The sequence below is a fragment of the Nocardia sp. CA-136227 genome, from assembly GCF_050955695.1.
In the GTDB taxonomy this organism is placed as follows: domain Bacteria; phylum Actinomycetota; class Actinomycetes; order Mycobacteriales; family Mycobacteriaceae; genus Nocardia.
Window position 1 is genome coordinate 3,620,134 of the sequence record NZ_CP192081.1, and the last position, 18,679, is coordinate 3,638,812.

Sequence of the window (18,679 nt, forward strand, 5' to 3'; positions counted from 1 at the left end):
CCGGCGAAGCCGTTTCGGCGGTGTCCTCCCGCTGCGCTGGGCTACTTCTTCCCCTGGTCCTGCCCCTGCTGGCTCTGCTGCTTGTTCGGCATGGGCTGGTTGATGGTGGTGAAGTACTGTGCGGCCGCGGCAATCGCGACCGGCGCGGTGACGAAGACCTGTCCGGCGAGGGTGCCCAGGAATCCGCCCGCGGCCACACCGGCGATGCAGCCCTGGACCTCGCTGGGCAGGCCGCCGAACATGGTCGCGAGCGTCCCGGTCAGAGTCGCGCCGGACACTCCGCCGATGACGCAACCGACGGCACCGCCGCCCACGGCGCCCGCTGTGGTGCCGATGGTGGCTCCCATGCTGATGGTGCTGGTCATGCGGTTCCAGGCGGCCGTTTCGCGCTCCTGCTCGTTCTTCCAGGTCGCCTGGTCCTCGTAGGGGAGGGCCACGGGCTTGTACTGGGCGTGCGCAAGGTCGAACTGCGGGGTCAGGGTCGCGGCTCGGCCGTCGATGGCGGCTTCGATCGGGAACACGAAATCGTCGACCCGGAAATTCAATTCGGTGCCGGCGACGGTGGTGCCGTCGGTGGCCTTGACCTCGAAGACGCCATTCTCTGTCACCAGAGACCCCGCGCTGGTCCGGATCAAGGTGGTCGACTCTGTGTTCGTGACGGTGTAGTCGATGGCCGGGCCGGTCGGCGACTCGGCGTGTGCGACAGCCTGGTTCCCCGCGGTGGCCAGGACGATGGCGGTGCCGACGGTCAGGGCGGTTCCGGTGATTTCGGTGAATCTCACGACGGTGAGCCTTTCTGTGTTTTCCCTTATCAGGCGCGCGTCATCGATGCCGGGAGAAGCCCGCTTACGGCGTTGTGTGGGGGTGATTCGGCGCGGTCCGGCCGCGAGCGAGTGGATCGATATGTCGCCTGCCGACAGTGCGGTTCGCCAGGACTTGACCGGACGGGAGGAACGGTAGGAGAGCGTTAGGCCACCGACAACCTGGAGCGGGGGATTTTGCCGGAATTCTCAGAGTTCTCTTGATAAGAAGCTCAGTTTCTTAGAGGTCTATCAAGGTCGTTCAGAAGATCGAAACTGACCGTTCACGCAATCGGGGGACGGGAGCAGGTCGTTCGTGGCGACCGGTCGCCAAGTTCTGATGGTTTCATCAACTTGCCCTTGACAGAGTAGGTGATCGAAGTTGATGATTTAGTCAACACAAGTTCTGGAGGTAGCTGTGACGAGCATCGACAAAGGTGTCGGCACCGGCCGGACGGTCCGGGTCGGCGAGCGAGAGATCTACTTCGTGGAGGTTGGGTCGGGCCCCGCGCTCGTGCTGCTGCACGGTGGCGGCGCGGGAGCATCCGGGATGTCGAACTACTCGCGGAATGTCGAAGCGCTGGCACAGCGCTTCCGGGTGATCGTGCCGGACATGCCCGGGTATGGACGGTCTTCGAAGTGGATCGATCACTCCGATCCGTTCGGCGATCTGGCGGGAGCGATCGGCGGCCTGCTGGACGAACTGGGCATCGCCTCGGCGCATCTGGTCGGCAACTCCTATGGCGGCGCGGCGGCCCTGCGGCTGGCGATGGAACGACCGGAGAAGGTGAACCGTCTGATCCTGATGGGTCCGGGCGGGGTGGGCACAACTCGCGCACTGCCCACCGCCGGGCTGCAGGAGCTGCTGAACTACTACGGCGGGAGCGGTCCGAGCCTGGAGAAGATCACCAAGTTCATCCGTGAATACCTCGTGTACGACGGCGACGCGGTGCCTGCCGAGCTGATCGAAGCCCGCTATCGCGACAGCCTGGACCCGGAAGTCGTGGCGAACCCGCCACTGCGCCGCCCCTCGGGTCCGCTGGCCCTGCGCACGGTGTGGCGGATGGACTTCACCCGCGACTCGCGCCTGCGTGAGGTCGCCCATCCGACGCTGGTGATCTGGGGAGCCGACGACAAGGTCAATCGACCCACCGGCGGCCGCATGCTCGCCGAGGCGATGCCCAACTGCGACCTGTACTTGGCAGCCAATACCGGTCACTGGGTGCAATGGGAACGCGCCGACCTGTTCAACGCGCTGGCCACCGCTTTCCTGGAGGCGGCGTCATGATCGGTGTCCCGCCGCCCGCCGACGACTCGGTCTTCGGCGCGGTCCACCTGGGATACGTCGTCGTGCAGTCGAATCGGCTGACCGATTGGCGGCGCTTCGGCGCCGACGCGATCGGTCTGCACGTCGACGACGTCGACCCCAACACGCTGCGGTTCCGCCTGGACGACCGGTCCTGTCGATTCCTCATCCGCCGTGGCTCGGCCGAGGACGTCATCGCGCTGGGCTGGCAGGTCGACGACCACGAAACCTTCGACCGCATCATCGCCAGGGTCACCGATCGTGGCGTGCCGATCATCGAGGGCGCCAAGGAGGAAGCGGCCCTGCGCGGTGTGGAACGCCTGTGGCGTTTCGCCGGGCCGAAAGGCATCGCGCAGGAGATCTTCACGGTCCCGGTGACCACGTCCGAGCCGCTGCGCATGCAGAGTTCCGGGTGGGTGACCGGCGAGGCGGGCCTGGGTCATGTGGCGATCCTGTCGCGTGAGCCGGAGTCCATTCGCGGCTATTTCCACACGGTCTTCGATTCCCGGCTCAGCGACTACATCGATGAGAACGTCTCCGGTCTGAAGATGAAGATCCGGTTCCTGCGGGTCAACGAACGGCACCACTCCATCGCGATCGCGAACATCCGCGGGGTCAAGATCGATCCGATCCGAACCTCGGTGCAGCACATCAATATTCAGTCCGCGACGCTCGATGACATGCTCGCCTCGTATCAGCGGGTGAAAGATCTGGGCTTCCGTATGCAGTGGTCGGTGGGACAGCACACCAATGACCGCGAACTGTCGTACTACTGCGTCACGCCGTCGGGGTTCGAGCTCGAGGTCGGGTGGAACCCGATCGTGATCGGCCCCGAGCTCGAAGCGACGTGGGAACCGTCCACATACCAAGGGATCAGCATCTGGGGACACACCCCGGTGGGCGAGACCGTGCTGACCAAATTCGAGCAATTCCGGCAGGGCCTGTTGAGCACGGTCACCCCCGAGATCACCGTTCCCGAACTGGCAGGAGGACTTTCACGATGAACACCGACTACGACGTGGTGGTCGTCGGCCTGGGCCCGGCGGGGCTCACCCTTGCCAATCTGCTGGGGCGGCGCGGAGCGAGCGTGCTGGTGCTCGAACGAGAGCCGGAGTTCTATGGGCTCGCGCGCGCGGTTTACACCGACGACGAATGCATGCGGATCTTCCAAACCGCCGGTGCCGCCGACGAACTCGCCGCCGACATGAACGTGGACTCCACCGTGCAGTGGGTGCGCGCCAATGGAGAGGTGCTGGTGCAGTTCCACCAGACCGACCGGCCGCAGGGCTGGCCCGTGGTGAACTTCCTCTACCAGCCGTACCTGGAGAACACGCTCGAGCGTGCGCTCGGCCGCTACCCCAATGTGACGGTGCGCCGAGGTCGTGAGGTGACCGACTTCGACCAGGACGCCACGGGTGTCAGCGTCGAGCACGCCGCGTGCCGAGGCACCTCGTACGGCAAGAACGCCCCCGAGAGCGACCCGCGAACCGCCGAGCGTGTCCGCGCGAAGTTCCTGGTCGGCTGCGATGGTGGCCGCAGCGTGGTGCGTACCAAGCTCGGAATCGACATGACCGGCACCAGCTTTCCCGAACGCTGGCTGGTCGTGGACCTCGAGGCCAAGGAGGGCGTCGACGCGTTCCGGCATCTGCCCTACTTCGACTTCGTGTGCGATCCGGCGCTTCCGATCGTGTCGTGCCCCCAGCCGGGGAACCACCATCGCTTCGAGTTCCTGCTCAGCGATGATCAGACCAAGGAACAGATGGAGGACCCGGACACCGTCCGGCGCTACATTTCCCGCTTCGTCGACCCGGACGAGGTCGAGGTGCTGCGCAAGCTGGTGTACACCTTCAACGCGGTGGTCGCCGACCGGTGGCGGGTCGGCCGGATCCTGATCGCGGGCGATGCCGCTCACATGACGCCGCAATTCATCGGGCAGGGCATGAACGCCGGTGTCCGCGACGCCGACAACCTGTCCTGGAAGCTCATCGCCATCCTGAAACACGGTGCCGGGCTGGAGATTCTGAACAGTTACGAGGCCGAGCGCCGCCCGCACGCCAAGGCGATGATCGACCTGTCGGTACTGAACAAGAGCCTCGTCTCCGTCGACAACAAGCTGCTGGCAGGCGCGCGGGACCTGGTGCTGACGGCCGCGCTGCACACGCCGGGAGTGGGCGGCTGGATCCGAGCCGCGAAGATGAAGCCGGCTCCGCGGTTCCGCCGCGGAAAGTACCTGGGTCTGGCGCGGCGCGGGCTGTTCGGTGTCGAAGGCGCGCTGGCTCCGCAACCGGAGGTCCGAACCTTCGACGGACATCACTGCCGTCTCGACGATGTACTGGGCCAGGGCTTTTCGGTCCTCGGATACGGCGTCGACCCGCGGAAGGCATTGTCCGCCGATGATCTGGCCGCGCTGCAGACCCTGGGCACGCGGTTCGTCACCGTGTACCCGAGCGGCGGACGCCCCCAGGGCGCGCCCGGCGACGGCCGCATCACCGGTGACGACTACACCGACATCGAGGACCACACCGGCGTGCTGACCCGATGGTTCGGCAAGGCCGGCGTCCGCACCGGCGGGCTGCTCGTGCTCCGGCCGGACCGCTACGTCTTCGGCACCGCCGCCGCCGGAGCTGGCGACAAGCTCGTAGCCGAACTGTTCGGCCGGCTGGCCGCGCCGCGCACCGGTGCCCCCGCTCCGGATACCTCCGCCATCGGGCCGTCCGCGTCGCCGGAGTCCGACCGCGACCTCGAGGAGGCTCGATGACCTTCACCCTGACCGATTCCCCGGCCATCCGCGCCGCGGCCGACCGGCTGGCAGCCGCGACCGCCACCGGTGAGCCCGTCGCACCGGTCCGCGACCTCATCGGCCCCGACGACGTCGTGTCGGCGTACGCCGTGCAGAGCATCGGCGTCCAGGGCCGCCTCGTGTCCGGCGCCCGGATCGTCGGGCGCAAGATCGGGCTGACCTCACCGGCGGTACAGCAGCAACTGGGTGTCGACCAGCCCGACTTCGGGGTGCTCTTCGGCGACATGGATGTATCGGAAACCACTGTGGCCCAGCGGCCCCGGCTGCTGCAGCCGAAGGTGGAGGCCGAACTGGCGTTCGTGCTCGGAGCGGACCTGGATGGTGAGCAGCTCGACCCGATCACCGTGCGCGGCGCGATCGAGTACGCGGTCGCCGCCCTCGAGATCGTCGACAGCCGGATCGCCGACTGGGACATCACTTTCGCCGACACCGTCGCCGACAACGCCTCCAGCGGTTGGTTCGCGCTCGGCTCGCGGCGACTGTCGCTCGAGGAATTCGAACCCCGCGAGATAGCCATGACCATGGCCATCGACGGCGAGGTCGTCTCCACCGGAACCGGGTCGGCCTGCCTGGGCGACCCGCTCAACGCGCTGGCCTGGCTCGCGCGAACCGCTCGCGACTTCGGTAATCCGTTGCGTGCGGGGGAGGTGGTGCTCTCCGGCGCTCTCGGCCCGATGGCGTCGCTACGCCCCGGCGCTCGCGTGCACGCCGAGATATTCAGCAGCGCGGAGACACTCGGCGCCGTCGACTTCGTATGGGAGGAACTGTGATGAGCCGCATCAAGGTAGCGGTAATCGGTTCGGGCAATATCGGCACCGACCTGATGATCAAGGTGCTGCGTCACTCGGAGGTCCTCGAGATGGCGGCGATGGTCGGCATCGATCCCGACTCCGACGGGCTGGCCCGCGCCGCGCGGATGGGGGTGCCCACGACCGCGCGCGGCGTCAGTGGACTCATCGGCATGGAGGATTTCGATCAGATCGACATCGTCTTCGACGCGACTTCCGCGGGCGCTCACCAGGCCAACGCGGCCGCGCTCGAGCCGTTCGGGAAACGACTGATCGACCTGACTCCCGCGGCGATCGGTCCGTACGTCGTGCCCCCGGTCAATCTCGACCAGCACCTGGACTCGCCCAATGTGAACATGGTGACCTGCGGCGGGCAGGCCACGATCCCGATCGTTTCGGCGATCTCTCAGGTCACGGCTGTGCCGTACGCGGAAATCGTCGCCTCGATCGCGTCGAAGTCGGCCGGCCCGGGAACCCGCGCGAACATCGACGAATTCACCGAGACGACATCGCACGCGATCGAGGCGGTCGGCGGTGCGGCGTCCGGGCGAGCGATCATCGTCCTCAATCCCGCCGAGCCGCCGCTGATCATGCGCGATACCGTGCTCGCCCTGATCGGTGACCCCGATCCGGAAACCCATGCGGCCGTGCGGGCATCGATCGAATCGATGGTCGCCGAGGTCGCGAGCTACGTGCCGGGCTACCGACTCAAGCAGTCCGTGCAGATCGTTCCGGTCAACGCGGCCGCGATGCGCACGCTCGTGGGTGATTCGATTGTCACGCACCAGGTTTCGGTGTTCCTCGAAGTCGAGGGTGCGGCCCACTACCTGCCCGCCTACGCCGGGAACCTCGACATCATGACCTCCGCCGCACTGCGGGTTGCCGAGCGGATCGCGACCACCGCCCTGACCCAGGAGACCGTGTAATGACCAAGATCTTCCTTCAGGACGTGACGCTGCGCGACGGCATGCACGCGCTGCGCCATCGGATCACGCCGAAAACCGTTGCCGCGGTGGCCGCGGCGCTGGATGCCGCCGGGGTCGACGCGGTGGAGGTCGCGCACGGCGACGGTCTGCACGGCGGCAGCCTCACCTATGGGGCCGGCAGCCACACCGACTGGGAATGGATCGAGGCCGCGGCGGGGGCGCTGACCACCGCACGGCTGACCACGCTGCTGCTGCCGGGCATCGGCACCATCGAAGATCTGAGGCGCGCCTACGACCTGGGCGTCCGCTCGGTGCGTCTCGCGACGCACTGCACCGAAGCCGACATCTCGGCCCAGCACATCGCCTATGCCCGGGCCCTCGGCATGGATGTTTCGGGCTTCCTGATGATGAGCCACATGAACACGCCGACCGGGCTGGCAGCTCAGGCGAAACTCATGGAATCCTATGGTGCGCACTGCGTTTACGTCACCGACTCGGGTGGCAGGCTCACCATGGACGGTGTTCGCGATCGCGTGCGGGCCTACCGCGAGGTGCTCGACCAGAACACGGAAATCGGCATCCACGCTCACCAGAACCTGTCGCTGTCCGTCGCGAACAGTGTGGTCGCGGTCGAGGAGGGTGTCACCCGTGTAGACGCGTCCCTGGCCGGTCTCGGCGCGGGCGCGGGCAACACGCCGTTGGAAGCCTTCGTCGCCGTGGCTGATCTGACCGGCTGGAAGCACTCCGCGAAGCTGGATCAGCTGACCGACGCCGCGGACGACCTCATCAGGCCCCTGATGGACCGGCCGGTTCAGGTCGACCGGGAAACCCTGACCCTGGGCTACGCGGGCGTGTACTCGAGCTTCCTGCGGCACGCGGAAAAAGCCTCCGCCACCTACGGAGTCGATGTGCGGACCTTGCTCGGCGAGGCGGGCCGGCGAGGTCTCGTCGGCGGCCAGGAGGACATGATCGTCGATATCGCACTCGACCTCACCGGCGGCCGCGCCGGATGAGGGCGGGCGGCGGCACTCGCCCGGCCACGCCCGCCGCGGGGCGGGAGTTGCCGCTACAGCTGCGGCTGGGCGGGCAGTTCGGTGCTGGTCAGCCTCTGCGCGGAGCGCTTGTTCATGCCGAACATGCGCAGCATGTGGTAGGTCATCTCGTCGGCCAGAGCGCCGGCGTCGGCGTCGGGCTGCGCGTCGAGCAGCTGAAGCAACCCGAGCAGCGATCCGCCCGCCGCCATCACCGCCATGTCCGGGTCCATCTGCTCGAAGCGCCCCGCTTCCTGAGCGGCGATGATGTCGCGGCGGGCGCGGGGAGCGAGACCTTCGTCGCGCAGCAGCACCGAGGTGCCGGAATTCAGGATCACCCGGATCATTTCGGGCACTTGCCGTTGCAGCCGCGCGGTCATGCGGAAGCTGACGGCGAAGACCTCGGCGGGATCGTCGTACAGGGCGACGATGCCGTCCCGCATCTCGCTGTAGACCTGCAACACGGACCGGACCGCTTCGTCGAAGAGTTGTTCCTTGGAGTCGAAGTGGTTGTAGAAGGAGCCGAAGCCCACGTCGGCTTCGTCGGTGATCTCCTGGATGCTCACCGCGGAGCGGCCCTCGGCCAGGAACTTGCGGGCCGCTCCGAGTAGGGCGTTGCGCGTGCGCTCACGCCGCCGATCGATGCGATTGCGGACCACGGGTTCGGTAGCCATCAGTTGCTCATCTCCATCGAAAATCGCCCTCGACTCATGTCTGACGAAACGATCAGTGCCGATCGTGATTCTAACCGAAAGGAAGGTCCCCTCGTGACCGACGCCGCTTCGCAATCCCAAACCGGTGTCAGTCGCCGCCGCATGCTCGGCGGTGCGATCGCCGGAACGCTCGGTGTGGCCGCGACGGCCGCGGCGGGCCCACTCGCCTCGGCCGCCCCGATCCGCGGGCGCCAGAGTGCGCCCGAGGGCACCTACCGGATCGATCTCCACGCGCACTTTCTGCCGCCCGACTACCGGGCCGCGTTGCTCGAACACGGCCACTTCACCATCGGTGGCTACCCGACGCCGGACTGGTCGCCTGAGCAGGCGATCGCGTTCATGGACTACTACGGAATCGCGGCCCAGGCGCTTTCGGTTTCCGATCCGGGAGTTTCGTTCCTGTTCGGTCAAGAGGCCAACGACATGGCCCGCTACTGCAACACCTATGCCGCCGGCCTGTTCAAATCCCATCCCACTCGATTCGGCGCGTTCGCCGTGTTGCCGATGCCCGATATCGCGGCGTCCATCACGGAGGCGATCTACGCGCTCGATGAGCTGAAACTGGACGGCGTGATCCTGCTGTCCGCGTACGACGGGGTCTACCTGGGCGATCCGCGCTTCGAACCGCTCATGATCGCCTTGAACCAGCGCAACGCCTACGTCTTCGTGCATCCCGCAGCGATCCCCGACAACGCGAAACCCGCACTGCCGCTGCCGGACTTCCTCGAGGAATTCACCTTCGACACGACCCGCGCGGCCACCATGATGATGCTCACCGGCGTGACGCAGCGATACCCGAACATCCGGTTCCAGCTCGCGCACGCCGGCGGCACCGTCCCGTTCCTGTCCCACCGCATCGGCATCGCGTCCGAGACCGTGATCGGCAAGATGTGGCCCCAGGACCTGCCGAAGGCGTCGCTGCTCGACACTCGCCAGCAGATCGCGAACTTCTACTACGACACCGCCCTGAGCGGTTCGGCAGCGGCCATGTCCAGCGTGCTCGCCGTCACCGCCCGCGAGCACATCGTGTTCGGGTCGGACTGGCCGTTCAGTGCCATGACGCTTCCACAGACCGGCAGCCACGATCCGGCGCCGGGGCTGAGCGATGTATTCAACGCTGATCAGCGGATGGAGGTCGAACGTCTGAACCCGCTGCGGCAGCTGCCGCGGCTGGCTCAGGCGGTCGGCTAGAGGCACCGGAATTCGCCGGACGGATCCGAGAGGCGATGCACACCGAGCTCGACAAGCAAACGCGGTCTCGGGTGCCGATTCTCGGCTGAGCAGCCGGACTCGCCCGGCTATGTGGCGGGTTCGTCCGGCGGCGCGGTGTCGAGCGAAGGCAAAGGGCGCCGGGCAATGTCCTGTGCTTGGTCGGCCGGTAGGCCGAGCATGCGCAGGAGGTCTTCGGTGATCTGATCCGTTGTCGCGGCGTCGTCGCGCTCCGGGTGGTCGTGGAGGAATTTGCCCAGCGCCAGGGCGGTTCCGGAGATGATCGTCATGGTCAGCTGCGGGTCGCGGATCTGGAAACGCCCGGCGCGCATGGCTGTTTCGATATCGCGGAGGGCTCTGGGCTCGAGCCCTTTCTCGGAGCCGGTGAGATTGAGCCCATTGTTGAGCAACACCTTGCTCAGGGTGGGACTCGAGCGGTGCAGGCGGCCCGTGAGCCGAAAGCTCTGCGCGAAGACCTGAGCGGGATCGTCCAGGTCTTCGCACAGGAGATCGAGGAGCGCACCATGCTGGTCGAGCGCCTCCTCGATCGCGGCGTGGAACAGCTCCTCTCGGCTCTGGAAGTGGTTGTAGAACGACCCCATGCCGACGTCGGCGGCCTGGGTGATCTCGAGGATCGGCACGCCGGTCCTATCCGCTGCCAAGAGCGACTGTGCCGCGCGGACGAGTGCTGCGCGGGTCTTCGCCTTGCGGCGCTCCAGCCGGCTGGGCTCCATGTCGTTCCGCGGGGCCATCGTTGCTCGCCTTTCTCTCACATGTCCAGCTCCATGTTAGTTGCTCTTGTCAGTATTGACGAACCTGTCAGAAACGCTTGACTGATTGAATCGGCGTGAGTGACGATATCGTCAGTACTTCGAAGGGAGCGGTCGATGAGCGGCCATCACGATGTGCACAGTGGCCTGCACAGCGAGCACGGTGCGCTGGCGGGCGAGCATCCCGGACGTGCGCGAAACCCGGTGGTGAAGGTTCTCGACCTCGCCTGGCTGGAGTTCGAGAAGGCCGATCTGGACAAGGCCGAAGCTTTCGCGCACGCCTTCGGTTTCGCTACCGCCCTGCGGACGCCCGATGAGTTGCGGCTCCGAGGAACCGACCCGGGTTCACCCTGCGTTCTGATCCGGCGGGGACCTCGGTCACGGTTCGCCGGACCGGCCTTCCGGGCTGCTGACTCCGCGGATCTGATCCGACTTGCGGAAGCCATGGGCGAGCAGGCTGTACCGCTGCCGGAATCGCTTGGTGGGCTGACCGTCGACCTCGCCGATCCGAGTCGGCTGCGCGTCCGGGTCGTCGCCGACACCCACGAACTACCCGCCTCGGCGCCACAGCCGACGCGGGTCTTCAACGTCGGCCACGAGGTGCTGCGGGTCAACGCCACACAACGACCACCGCGGACCCCCGCACTTGTTCAGCGGCTCGGTCACGTGGTGGTGCAGACGACCCGATACCGCGAAACTCTCGACTGGTACCTGAAGAATCTGGGCCTGATCGTCAGCGACTTCCTCTACTACCCCGGCCAGCGCGAGCGCGGACCGGTCATGAGCTTCATCCGCTGCGATCGAGGTTCGGATCCGGCCGATCATCACACCCTGGCGCTGACGCTGGGGCCGTCCAACCGGTATGTGCACTCGGCCTATCAGGTCGCCGACCTGGACGCGCTCGCCGCGGGTGGCGAGTATCTGCGGGACCACGGCTACCGCCGGTCATGGGGGATCGGCCGTCACATCCAGGGCAGCCAGATCTTCGACTATTGGCGTGACCCCGACGGTTTCATGGTCGAGCACTTCAGCGACGGCGACATGTTCGACTGCACCCTCGAACCCGGATGGGCTCCCATGAGCGCGTCCGGCCTTGCCCAGTGGGGACCGCCGGCCACCAAGGACTTCCTCGGCATTTCCCCGAGCCGGGAATCGGTTCGCGAACTGCGCGCGACGCTCGACGCGCTGCGCGAGGACAACGAATTCGACCTTCGCCGCCTACGCGGCCTGTTGAAAGTAGCCAACTCATGAGCATTTCCGTCCTCCGCACCGCCGAAGCCTGGTGGGTGGGCACACCCTCCGGCGCGGCCCGCGTCGACACCGCCGCGACCACCACACGGGAACTACTGGCTGATCGCGCGGCGATCACCGCCGCGGCTGGGAGTTCGGACACCGTTGCGGTGGAGAGTCTTTCGTTGCTGTCTCCGGTGACGGCGCCCTGTCGGGTGGTCGCCCAGATGACGAATTTCGCCTCCCACGTCAAGGATTCCGGCGGGGACCCCGAGACTGTGCCGTTGACGTTCTTCCGGAAGGCATCCGGATCGATCAGTGGGCCCTACGACGAGGTGATCCGCCCCGCGCATGTGCGGCTGTTGGACTACGAGGTGGAGATCGGCCTCGTTTTCGGTGCGGACATGCCGGTCGGATCGGAGATCACGCCGGACAATCTCCCGGACTACGTCGCGGGCGTGGTTGTCACGAACGATGTCTCCGCGCGTGACGTCCAGCTGCCGAAAACTCAGTTCTACGAAGCGAAGTCGTATCCCACCTTCACGCCGGTCGGTCCGGCGCTGGTGCTCCTCGATGCCGACGAGCTGAAGCGCTTCACCGACCTACGGCTGCGGTTGTGGGTCAACGGCGAAATACGCCAGGACATGACGGTCGCCGACATGATCTACCGACCGGTGCGGACCCTGCGCGAACTGACTCGATTCCAGCGAATGGAATCCGGAGACCTGCTACTGACCGGCACGCCGGTCGGCACCGCGATCAGCGCCCCACCCAAGCCGGTGGAGATCATCGGCTCGATGCTGCCGCCGAAGGTCAAGTGGAAGCTGTTCTTCCGAGGGCAGGCCAAGAATCCGAAGTATCTCCAGGACGGCGACGTGATGGAGGTCGCGGTCGGCACCGACGACGGCGTACTGGATCTCGGTCGTCAGCGCACGATCGTGAGATTCACCCGGTGACCAAGAAGCTCACCGTCGAAACCGCGGCATTCGGTCCACCGGGTCAGTTGTCTCTGGGCGGTCTCTGCCTGCTGGTATACAGCCCGTTCGTATTGATGATAGTCTCAGAAATGATTATCTTGTCGCATTAGTTGGCGCTCAGATCAAGCGACGGAGAGCTCGGCAGAGAGGATGTTCGGCATGCCGCTGAACCGAATCGATGTGCACCAGCACATGATCCCCCCGTTGTACGCGGAAGCGCTGCGTGAGCACGGCATCACATCCGCGGGCGGACGGGACCTCCCGAAGTGGAGTCCTCGCGATGCCATCGACACCATGGCGGGTGCCGGTATCGGGTCGGCGATCCTCTCCGTTTCGACTCCCGGTACCACGTTCCTGGCCGATCGCGCGGAGGCTGCGAAGCTGGCTCGAGCCGTCAATGACTACGCTGCGGAACTGGTCGCTGACGCACCGGACACCTTCGGGTTCTTCGCGACGCTGTCGATGCCTGACGTGCCCGCCGCGGCGAACGAGGCCGTGCGCGCGCTGGATGATCTGGGCGCGGACGGCGTGGTTCTGTTGGGGAATTCGCGCGGTACGTACCTGGGCGAGGAAGGGCAGGACGAGTTGTTCCGGGTGCTCGATGAGCGCGCGGCTGTGGTGTTCGTGCACCCTGCGGACCTTCGCGGACCCGCTGTCCCGGGAGTGCTGCCGTTCGCGGCGGACTTCCTCCTCGATACCAGCCGCGCGGCTTATCTACTGGTGCGCAACGGTGTTCGTCAGCGATACCCGAACATTCGGTTCGTGCTCAGTCACGGTGGCGGGTTCGTCCCCTATGCATCGCATCGCATGACGTTGAGCATCTTCACTCAGACCGGGCGCAGTCCGATCGAGGTTCTCGAGGAGCTCGCGAGCTTCTACTTCGACACCGCGTTGACCTCGAGTTCGGCCGCGTTGCCGACATTGCTCGAGTTCGCCGCGCCGGGACATGTGCTGTACGGCAGCGACTGGCCGTTCGCGCCCGAACCGGCTGTGCACTATTTCCAGGCCGGTCTCACCGAGTATCGGGGTGCGGACGAGGCGACCCGCACCGCGATAGCACGCTCGAACGCCACGGTGCTGTTCCCGCGCTTCGGTGGGGGCGGTGCGCCGGTATCGGCGCCCGGGCAGTCCCTGCGCACGCGGGTACGGCGCGAGCTGCGGACGCGTGTGTTCCGAGCGGTAGCGCGGGCTGCCAGTCAGCGCTGACCCGCATCACTGCGCACACCGCCGGTGAACTGCCACGGCCTGATCTGCGCTGATATCGGGCCGGACTCGAGACTGTCAACTAGAGGTCGAGCCTTGGCTCGGATGGCAACACGGACGTGGTCAGCGTCTGCGCCGAGTGCTTGTTCATGCCGAACATCTGCAACACATGCAGCGTCATCTCATCGGATAAGGCGTCGGCGTCGGCTTCCGGTTGCGTGTCCAGCAACTGCAGTAGGCCCAGAAGTGCTCCTCCGGCGGCCATGATCGCTACATCGGGATCCATCGGTTCGAACCGACCCGCCTGTTGGGCGGCGGTGATGTCCCTGCGAGCACGAGGGGCCAGACCCTCCTCGTAGAGCAGCACGGACATACCGGAATGCAGCAGTACCCGCACCAGTTCTGGTGCCTGCCGCTGGAGCCTGCCTGTCATGCGGAAGCTGACGGCGAATACCTCTGCGGGGTCGTCGTATGGAGCGACGATGCTGTCACGAAACTCGCTGTAGATCTGCAGGACTGAGCGCAGAGCGTCGTCGAAGAGTTGTTCCTTGGAGTCGAAGTGGTTGTAGAAGGAGCCGAAGCCGACGTCGGCTTCGTCGGTGATCTCCTGGATGCTCACCGCGGAGCGGCCCTCGGCCAGGAACTTGCGGGCCGCTCCGAGTAGGGCGTTGCGCGTGCGCTCACGACGCCTGTCGATGCGGTTGTGAACCGCGGGGTCGGTCACGGCCCCTCCTTCCGCCTGTTATCGCGCCTTCTATCATAACTGACCAAAGCATCAGATTAGCTGGGTCCTCGTGTGGCGAGTGGGTTCGATCACCGGCAAAGGGCGTGCGCCGAAACCGACCGTGACGGAGCTGCCGAGCTCCCGCTGCGCCTGTGCTGCGACGCAGCGCTCGACTCGATCGCGGTAGTAGATCTCCGCGGCCACGCCACATGCGGCGACGAGCGTGACTGCCAGCGCACTGCTCATGAGGGTCAGTCGTAGTCGGCGTTTCCTGTGGCGGACCGGGAGGTCTGCGGGTGCTGTCGCGGTGTCCGGGTTTCTGTTCACGGTCGGTCCTTCTTCATGTCGGGGCACATCCAGGCGTGGTGCCGGACAAGATTCCGGTCGGTATCCATCATTAGTGACGGTTTCATCATTGCCTTGGTTCGATCATGGCGTCATAATTGACGACATCATCAAGAACAGTTCTCGTGCAGCGGCTGGCAACCACGGCCCGCGTCAACGAGGCAGTCGGATTTGGGAGGAGGGACCGATGGGTTACGAACCATCCGCACCGCCGTCCAGCGAGCAGGCGAGTGTCCTCACCGTTGGGCGGGCCGGAACCGGCGGAGTTCTCGCCGCGATGTGTACGTGCCTTGTACTGGTCGTCGCGTCGGTGTCGGCTCTCAATCTCGCGATGCCGGATCTGGCCATCGACTTATCGGCGTCGACGACGTCGCTGACGTGGATCGCCGACGCCTACACGGTCGCGCTGGCCGCGTTCGTGTTGCCGATCGGCGCTCTGGGAGACCGGGTCGGACGGCGGAATGTGCTGGTTGGCGGGACGATCGTCTTCGCGGTCGGGTCCATCGCGGCAGGCCTGGTCCATTCGACGGAACTACTCATCGGATGGCGTGCGGTCATGGGTATCGGTGCCGCGATGATCATGCCGGGCACTCTGTCCACGATCACAGCCGCATTCCCCGCCGACCGTCGGGACCGTGGCGTCGCGGTGTGGTCGGGGTTCGCCGCGGCCGGCGCGATCATCGGGTTGCTCGCCGCGGGATTTCTACTGCGGCAATGGAGTTGGCGCTCGATCTTCATCACCAGCGCGGTCGTCGCACTCGTCGGGGGGCTACTGGCGGTACTCCTCGCGCCGAACACCCGGGACGAGGAACGGCGTCCGCTCGATCACGCGGGTGCGTGGACGAGCGCGGTCGCGATCGGTGGCCTCGTCTACGGCATCATCGAAGGCAGCGAGGTGGGGTGGACCAGCGGCCGCGTGGTCGCCGGCTTCACTGTGTCCGTCGCGGCGCTGGTGCTGTATGCCGTTCTCGGGTTCCGCAACAGTCATCCCCTACTGGACCCCAGGCTGTTCGGCATTCGGGGCTTCCGGGCGGGGGCGATCACCATTCTGGTGCAGTTCATGGCGGTCTTCGGCTTCTTCTTCGTCGGCCTGCAATATCTGCAACTGATCCTGGGATACAGCCCGCTCGAGAGTGCCGTAGCGCTGATCCCGATCGCGGTCGTGGTCTTGCCGACCAGCGCGCTGACGCCGAAATTGTCTCGGCGCGTGGGGATCAAGACGGTCATGGGTATCGGATTGCTGCTGTTGGCCGCGGGAATGTTCGCGTTGTCCTTCCTGGAGGCCGACTCGGGATACTGGCCCTTCTTCGGCGGCCTGATCGTCTCCGGGCTCGGAGTCGGCATGACGAGTGCCGTCGGTACCGCTGTCATCGTCGGCTCGCTCCGGGCGGAACAGCAGGGCGTCGCGTCGGCGATGAACGACGCCACCCGCGAAGTGGGCTCCGCGGTCGGCATCGCGTTGATGGGATCGGTCTTCGCGGGCCACTACAAGTCGGCCCTGCCCACCCTGCAGGGACTGCCTCCGCAAGCGGCGCATGCCGTGGAATCGTCGGCGGCCGCGGGCATCCATGTGGCCGGGCTGGTCGGGCCACAGGGGCCTGCGGTCGAGGCGGCGGTGAAATCGGCCTTCATCAGCGGACTGTCTCACTCGTTGGTCGCAGTGGCGATCATCGTCGCGGTCGCGGTCGCGGGTGTCGGTGCGCTCCTGTTCGCACCGCACGACCAGACCCCTCCGGAGTGACGGCAAACCGGTGCCGCTGTCCCGTATCTCACGAATTCAACGACCGAATGGAGCTGGTTCGAATGTCCTGTCTGCGCGGGTGGTTGGCGGTTCCCGCGGCAGTTGCGCTGGCCGGAGTGCTCTCGGTGACCGGGTGCAGCGGCATCGGGAAGAATGTGGCGTCGCGCGACTTCGGAGCGTCGGGTATCGGACCGTCGTCGGCCGGAAACGACACGGCCGCACAGGTAGTCGTCGCAGCCGAGCGGGCCGGTCACCAGTGGGCTGCGGCCGGGTCGGCGGCACTCGCGCCCGGCGTGCAGACCTATACGCAGGGCGGAGGTCAGTGCACGGCGAACTACGTTTTCGTCGATGACGACGGCGGCGTATACCTCGGACAGGCCGCGCACTGTGCTGGCGCGGGGAACTCCGCCGAAACGAACGGGTGTATGGCCCACAACCTCCCGCTCGACACCGCGGTGAACTTCACCCACACCGGTTCGCTGCACTCCTCGGGCACCACGATCGGCACCGGACAACTGGCCTACAGCAGCTGGTCGACGATGCGCGCGTTAGGGGAGAGCGATCCGAATACCTGTGCGTACAACGATTTCTCGCTGGTGAAAGTCGACCAGCAGTTCGCCGACAAGGTCAATCCCAGCCTGCCCCACTGGGGCGGCCCGGCCGGCCTCAACACCTCGGGCACCGCCGGCGGCAAGGTCTACAGCTACGGCAACTCCAGCCTGCGTGCCGGAATCGCCGGCCTCTCTCCGCAACGCGGCGAGAGCAGGGCAGATGACAACTCCACCGGCGGTTGGACCCATGCGCTCGTGTCCCGCACGCCTGGGATCCCGGGCGACAGCGGCAGCGCCTACCTCGACGCGGACGGACAAGCCCTGGGCACCCTCTCAACGCTGGGCATCGGCCTACCCGTGGTCAACAACGTCGGAGATATCGGCCGCGAACTGGCCTACGCCCGAGCGCACTCCGGAATCACGGGCCTGCGTCTCGTGCTCGGCACCGAGCAATTCAACCCGAACCGGTAATGCCCGGTGGGAGCCCTTCGGGAGAGGACGCCCCGGCAGGCGAGATGTTGCCGGACCGCAATACGATGATGTACAGCAAGGAGAAGTTCCCATGAGTCGCGCTCACCGCATCGACACTCACCAGCACCTGGTCCCGCCGAAGTACGCGGAGTGGTTGAACTCCAAGGGGGTGCGGCCAGGCGGAATAGATGTGCCGAACTGGTCGGAATCGATGGCGCTGGATTTCATGGACCGGCGCGGTATCCGGGCGGGGTTGCTGTCCCTGTCCACGCCCGGCGTGTACTTCGGTGACGCCGCCGAGGCGCGCAAATGGTCGCGGGAGATGAACGAGTACAGCGCCGACGTGGTCCGGCGGAATCCGGATCGGTTCGGGTTCTTCGCCACCCTCACGCTGCCCGATGTCGAGGGGGCACTCGCCGAGGCGGAGTACGCATTGGACACGCTGCACGCGGACGGCATCGTCCTGCTGGCGAACAACGACGGCCGCTACCTGGGCGATCCCGAATTCGAACCGCTGCTGCAGTTCCTCCACGACCGGCAGGCGGTGGTGTTCGTGCACCCGGGGGAGCTGCCCGCCGCACCAGTGCCAGGCATTCCGACCTTCGCCGCGGACTTTCTGCTGGATACCACGCGCACGGCGATCAGCCTCATACTGTCCGGCCGCCTGAGCAAGTACTCGGGTATCAAGTTCGTTCTGGCGCATGCCGGCGGCTTCGTCCCCTACATCGCCTACCGCGTGAAGCTTGTCATGTTCGCAACGAACACGGTCGTGCCGCAGCTCGATGATTCCGACGATCCGGTCGCGGCGTACAAAGCTGTGCTGCGCCAGTTCTATTACGACATCGCCTTGTCCGGCACCCCCGCCGCCCTGCCCAGCCTTTTGGCCGTCGCGGACCCGTCGCACATCACCTACGGCAGCGACTTCCCGTTCGCTCCCGAGGCAGCGGTCGCCTTCATCGACAACGAATACGAGCATTACCCGCTCGAGGAGGCGCTGCGTACGGCAATCGATCATGGGAACAGCGAAGCTCTGTTCCCGCGGTTGAAGTTCTGACCGAACTCCTTCGTCGTCTGGCGACGGCGGTCGCCGACAC

The 18,679-nt window shown here is 66.1% G+C and carries 18 protein-coding genes; 13 read left to right on the forward strand and 5 right to left on the reverse strand.

Features of this window, described 5'->3' with window-relative positions:
* Positions 1-41: 41 nt before the first annotated feature.
* Positions 42-782: a hypothetical protein gene (locus ACQP06_RS16590; protein WP_433673021.1), complete on the reverse strand. Its 741-nt coding sequence runs from the start codon at positions 780-782 to the stop codon at positions 42-44.
* A 436-nt stretch (positions 783-1,218) separates the two neighbouring features.
* Here ACQP06_RS16590 and ACQP06_RS16595 point away from each other — a divergent pair, with 436 nt between their 5' ends.
* From ACQP06_RS16595 to dmpG, 6 genes are read left to right on the forward strand one after another with little or no spacing between them, the layout of a single operon-like run.
* Positions 1,219-2,088, forward strand: coding sequence for an alpha/beta fold hydrolase (locus ACQP06_RS16595; RefSeq protein WP_433673022.1), 870 nt, complete (start codon positions 1,219-1,221; stop codon positions 2,086-2,088).
* Complete coding sequence (locus ACQP06_RS16600; protein WP_433673023.1) at positions 2,085-3,110, forward strand: VOC family protein; 1,026 nt, start codon at positions 2,085-2,087, stop codon at positions 3,108-3,110. The genes ACQP06_RS16595 and ACQP06_RS16600 overlap by 4 nt, the downstream gene beginning before the upstream one ends.
* Complete coding sequence (locus ACQP06_RS16605) at positions 3,107-4,864, forward strand: bifunctional 3-(3-hydroxy-phenyl)propionate/3-hydroxycinnamic acid hydroxylase (RefSeq protein WP_433673024.1); 1,758 nt, start codon at positions 3,107-3,109, stop codon at positions 4,862-4,864. The genes ACQP06_RS16600 and ACQP06_RS16605 overlap by 4 nt, the downstream gene beginning before the upstream one ends.
* Entirely contained in the window at positions 4,861-5,676 is an 816-nt protein-coding gene (locus ACQP06_RS16610; protein ID WP_433673025.1) for a 2-keto-4-pentenoate hydratase, read from the forward strand. The genes ACQP06_RS16605 and ACQP06_RS16610 overlap by 4 nt, the downstream gene beginning before the upstream one ends.
* The gene (locus tag ACQP06_RS16615; protein ID WP_433673026.1) at positions 5,676-6,620 is read left to right on the forward strand and encodes an acetaldehyde dehydrogenase (acetylating); all 945 of its coding nucleotides are present in this window, start codon (positions 5,676-5,678) and stop codon (positions 6,618-6,620) included. Before ACQP06_RS16610 ends, ACQP06_RS16615 begins: the two co-directional genes overlap by 1 nt.
* Entirely contained in the window at positions 6,620-7,633 is a 1,014-nt protein-coding gene (dmpG, locus tag ACQP06_RS16620) for a 4-hydroxy-2-oxovalerate aldolase (protein WP_433673027.1), read from the forward strand. The genes ACQP06_RS16615 and dmpG overlap by 1 nt, the downstream gene beginning before the upstream one ends.
* A 53-nt stretch (positions 7,634-7,686) precedes the next feature.
* Here dmpG and ACQP06_RS16625 read toward each other — a convergent pair whose 3' ends face one another.
* On the reverse strand, positions 7,687-8,325 hold the full coding sequence (locus ACQP06_RS16625) for a TetR/AcrR family transcriptional regulator (protein WP_433673028.1): 639 nt from the start codon (positions 8,323-8,325) through the stop codon (positions 7,687-7,689).
* 36 nt (positions 8,326-8,361) lie between these two features.
* Here ACQP06_RS16625 and ACQP06_RS16630 point away from each other — a divergent pair, with 36 nt between their 5' ends.
* Positions 8,362-9,555: an amidohydrolase family protein gene (locus ACQP06_RS16630; protein WP_433673029.1), complete on the forward strand. Its 1,194-nt coding sequence runs from the start codon at positions 8,362-8,364 to the stop codon at positions 9,553-9,555.
* A 107-nt stretch (positions 9,556-9,662) separates the two neighbouring features.
* Here ACQP06_RS16630 and ACQP06_RS16635 read toward each other — a convergent pair whose 3' ends face one another.
* Positions 9,663-10,325 (reverse strand): TetR/AcrR family transcriptional regulator, encoded by a 663-nt coding sequence (locus tag ACQP06_RS16635; protein WP_433673030.1) that lies wholly within the window; start codon positions 10,323-10,325, stop codon positions 9,663-9,665.
* A 135-nt stretch (positions 10,326-10,460) separates the two neighbouring features.
* On the opposite strand from ACQP06_RS16635, the gene ACQP06_RS16640 reads away from it, so the two are divergent.
* The 3 genes from ACQP06_RS16640 to ACQP06_RS16650 all read left to right on the forward strand — a co-directional run bounded on the left by ACQP06_RS16640 (position 10,461) and on the right by ACQP06_RS16650 (position 13,756).
* Positions 10,461-11,594, forward strand: a complete 1,134-nt coding sequence (locus tag ACQP06_RS16640; RefSeq protein ID WP_433673031.1) for a VOC family protein — start codon at positions 10,461-10,463, stop codon at positions 11,592-11,594.
* Positions 11,591-12,529: a fumarylacetoacetate hydrolase family protein gene (locus ACQP06_RS16645; protein ID WP_433673032.1), complete on the forward strand. Its 939-nt coding sequence runs from the start codon at positions 11,591-11,593 to the stop codon at positions 12,527-12,529. Before ACQP06_RS16640 ends, ACQP06_RS16645 begins: the two co-directional genes overlap by 4 nt.
* Before the next feature lie 186 nt (positions 12,530-12,715).
* Complete coding sequence (locus tag ACQP06_RS16650) at positions 12,716-13,756, forward strand: amidohydrolase family protein (protein WP_433673344.1); 1,041 nt, start codon at positions 12,716-12,718, stop codon at positions 13,754-13,756.
* A gap of 79 nt (positions 13,757-13,835) precedes the next feature.
* Here ACQP06_RS16650 and ACQP06_RS16655 read toward each other — a convergent pair whose 3' ends face one another.
* Both ACQP06_RS16655 and ACQP06_RS16660 read right to left on the reverse strand, forming a co-directional pair.
* The gene (locus ACQP06_RS16655) at positions 13,836-14,477 is read right to left on the reverse strand and encodes a TetR/AcrR family transcriptional regulator (protein WP_433673033.1); all 642 of its coding nucleotides are present in this window, start codon (positions 14,475-14,477) and stop codon (positions 13,836-13,838) included.
* Positions 14,478-14,528: 51 nt separating this feature from the next.
* Complete coding sequence (locus ACQP06_RS16660; protein ID WP_433673034.1) at positions 14,529-14,723, reverse strand: hypothetical protein; 195 nt, start codon at positions 14,721-14,723, stop codon at positions 14,529-14,531.
* A gap of 286 nt (positions 14,724-15,009) precedes the next feature.
* On the opposite strand from ACQP06_RS16660, the gene ACQP06_RS16665 reads away from it, so the two are divergent.
* The 3 genes from ACQP06_RS16665 to ACQP06_RS16675 all read left to right on the forward strand — a co-directional run bounded on the left by ACQP06_RS16665 (position 15,010) and on the right by ACQP06_RS16675 (position 18,639).
* A complete protein-coding gene (locus ACQP06_RS16665) occupies positions 15,010-16,563 on the forward strand; it encodes an MFS transporter (RefSeq protein ID WP_433673345.1) in 1,554 nt (517 codons plus the stop codon).
* A 116-nt stretch (positions 16,564-16,679) separates the two neighbouring features.
* Positions 16,680-17,585, forward strand: a complete 906-nt coding sequence (locus ACQP06_RS16670; protein WP_433673035.1) for a hypothetical protein — start codon at positions 16,680-16,682, stop codon at positions 17,583-17,585.
* Positions 17,586-17,676: 91 nt separating this feature from the next.
* Entirely contained in the window at positions 17,677-18,639 is a 963-nt protein-coding gene (locus tag ACQP06_RS16675) for an amidohydrolase family protein (protein ID WP_433673036.1), read from the forward strand.
* Positions 18,640-18,679: the final 40 nt, after the last annotated feature.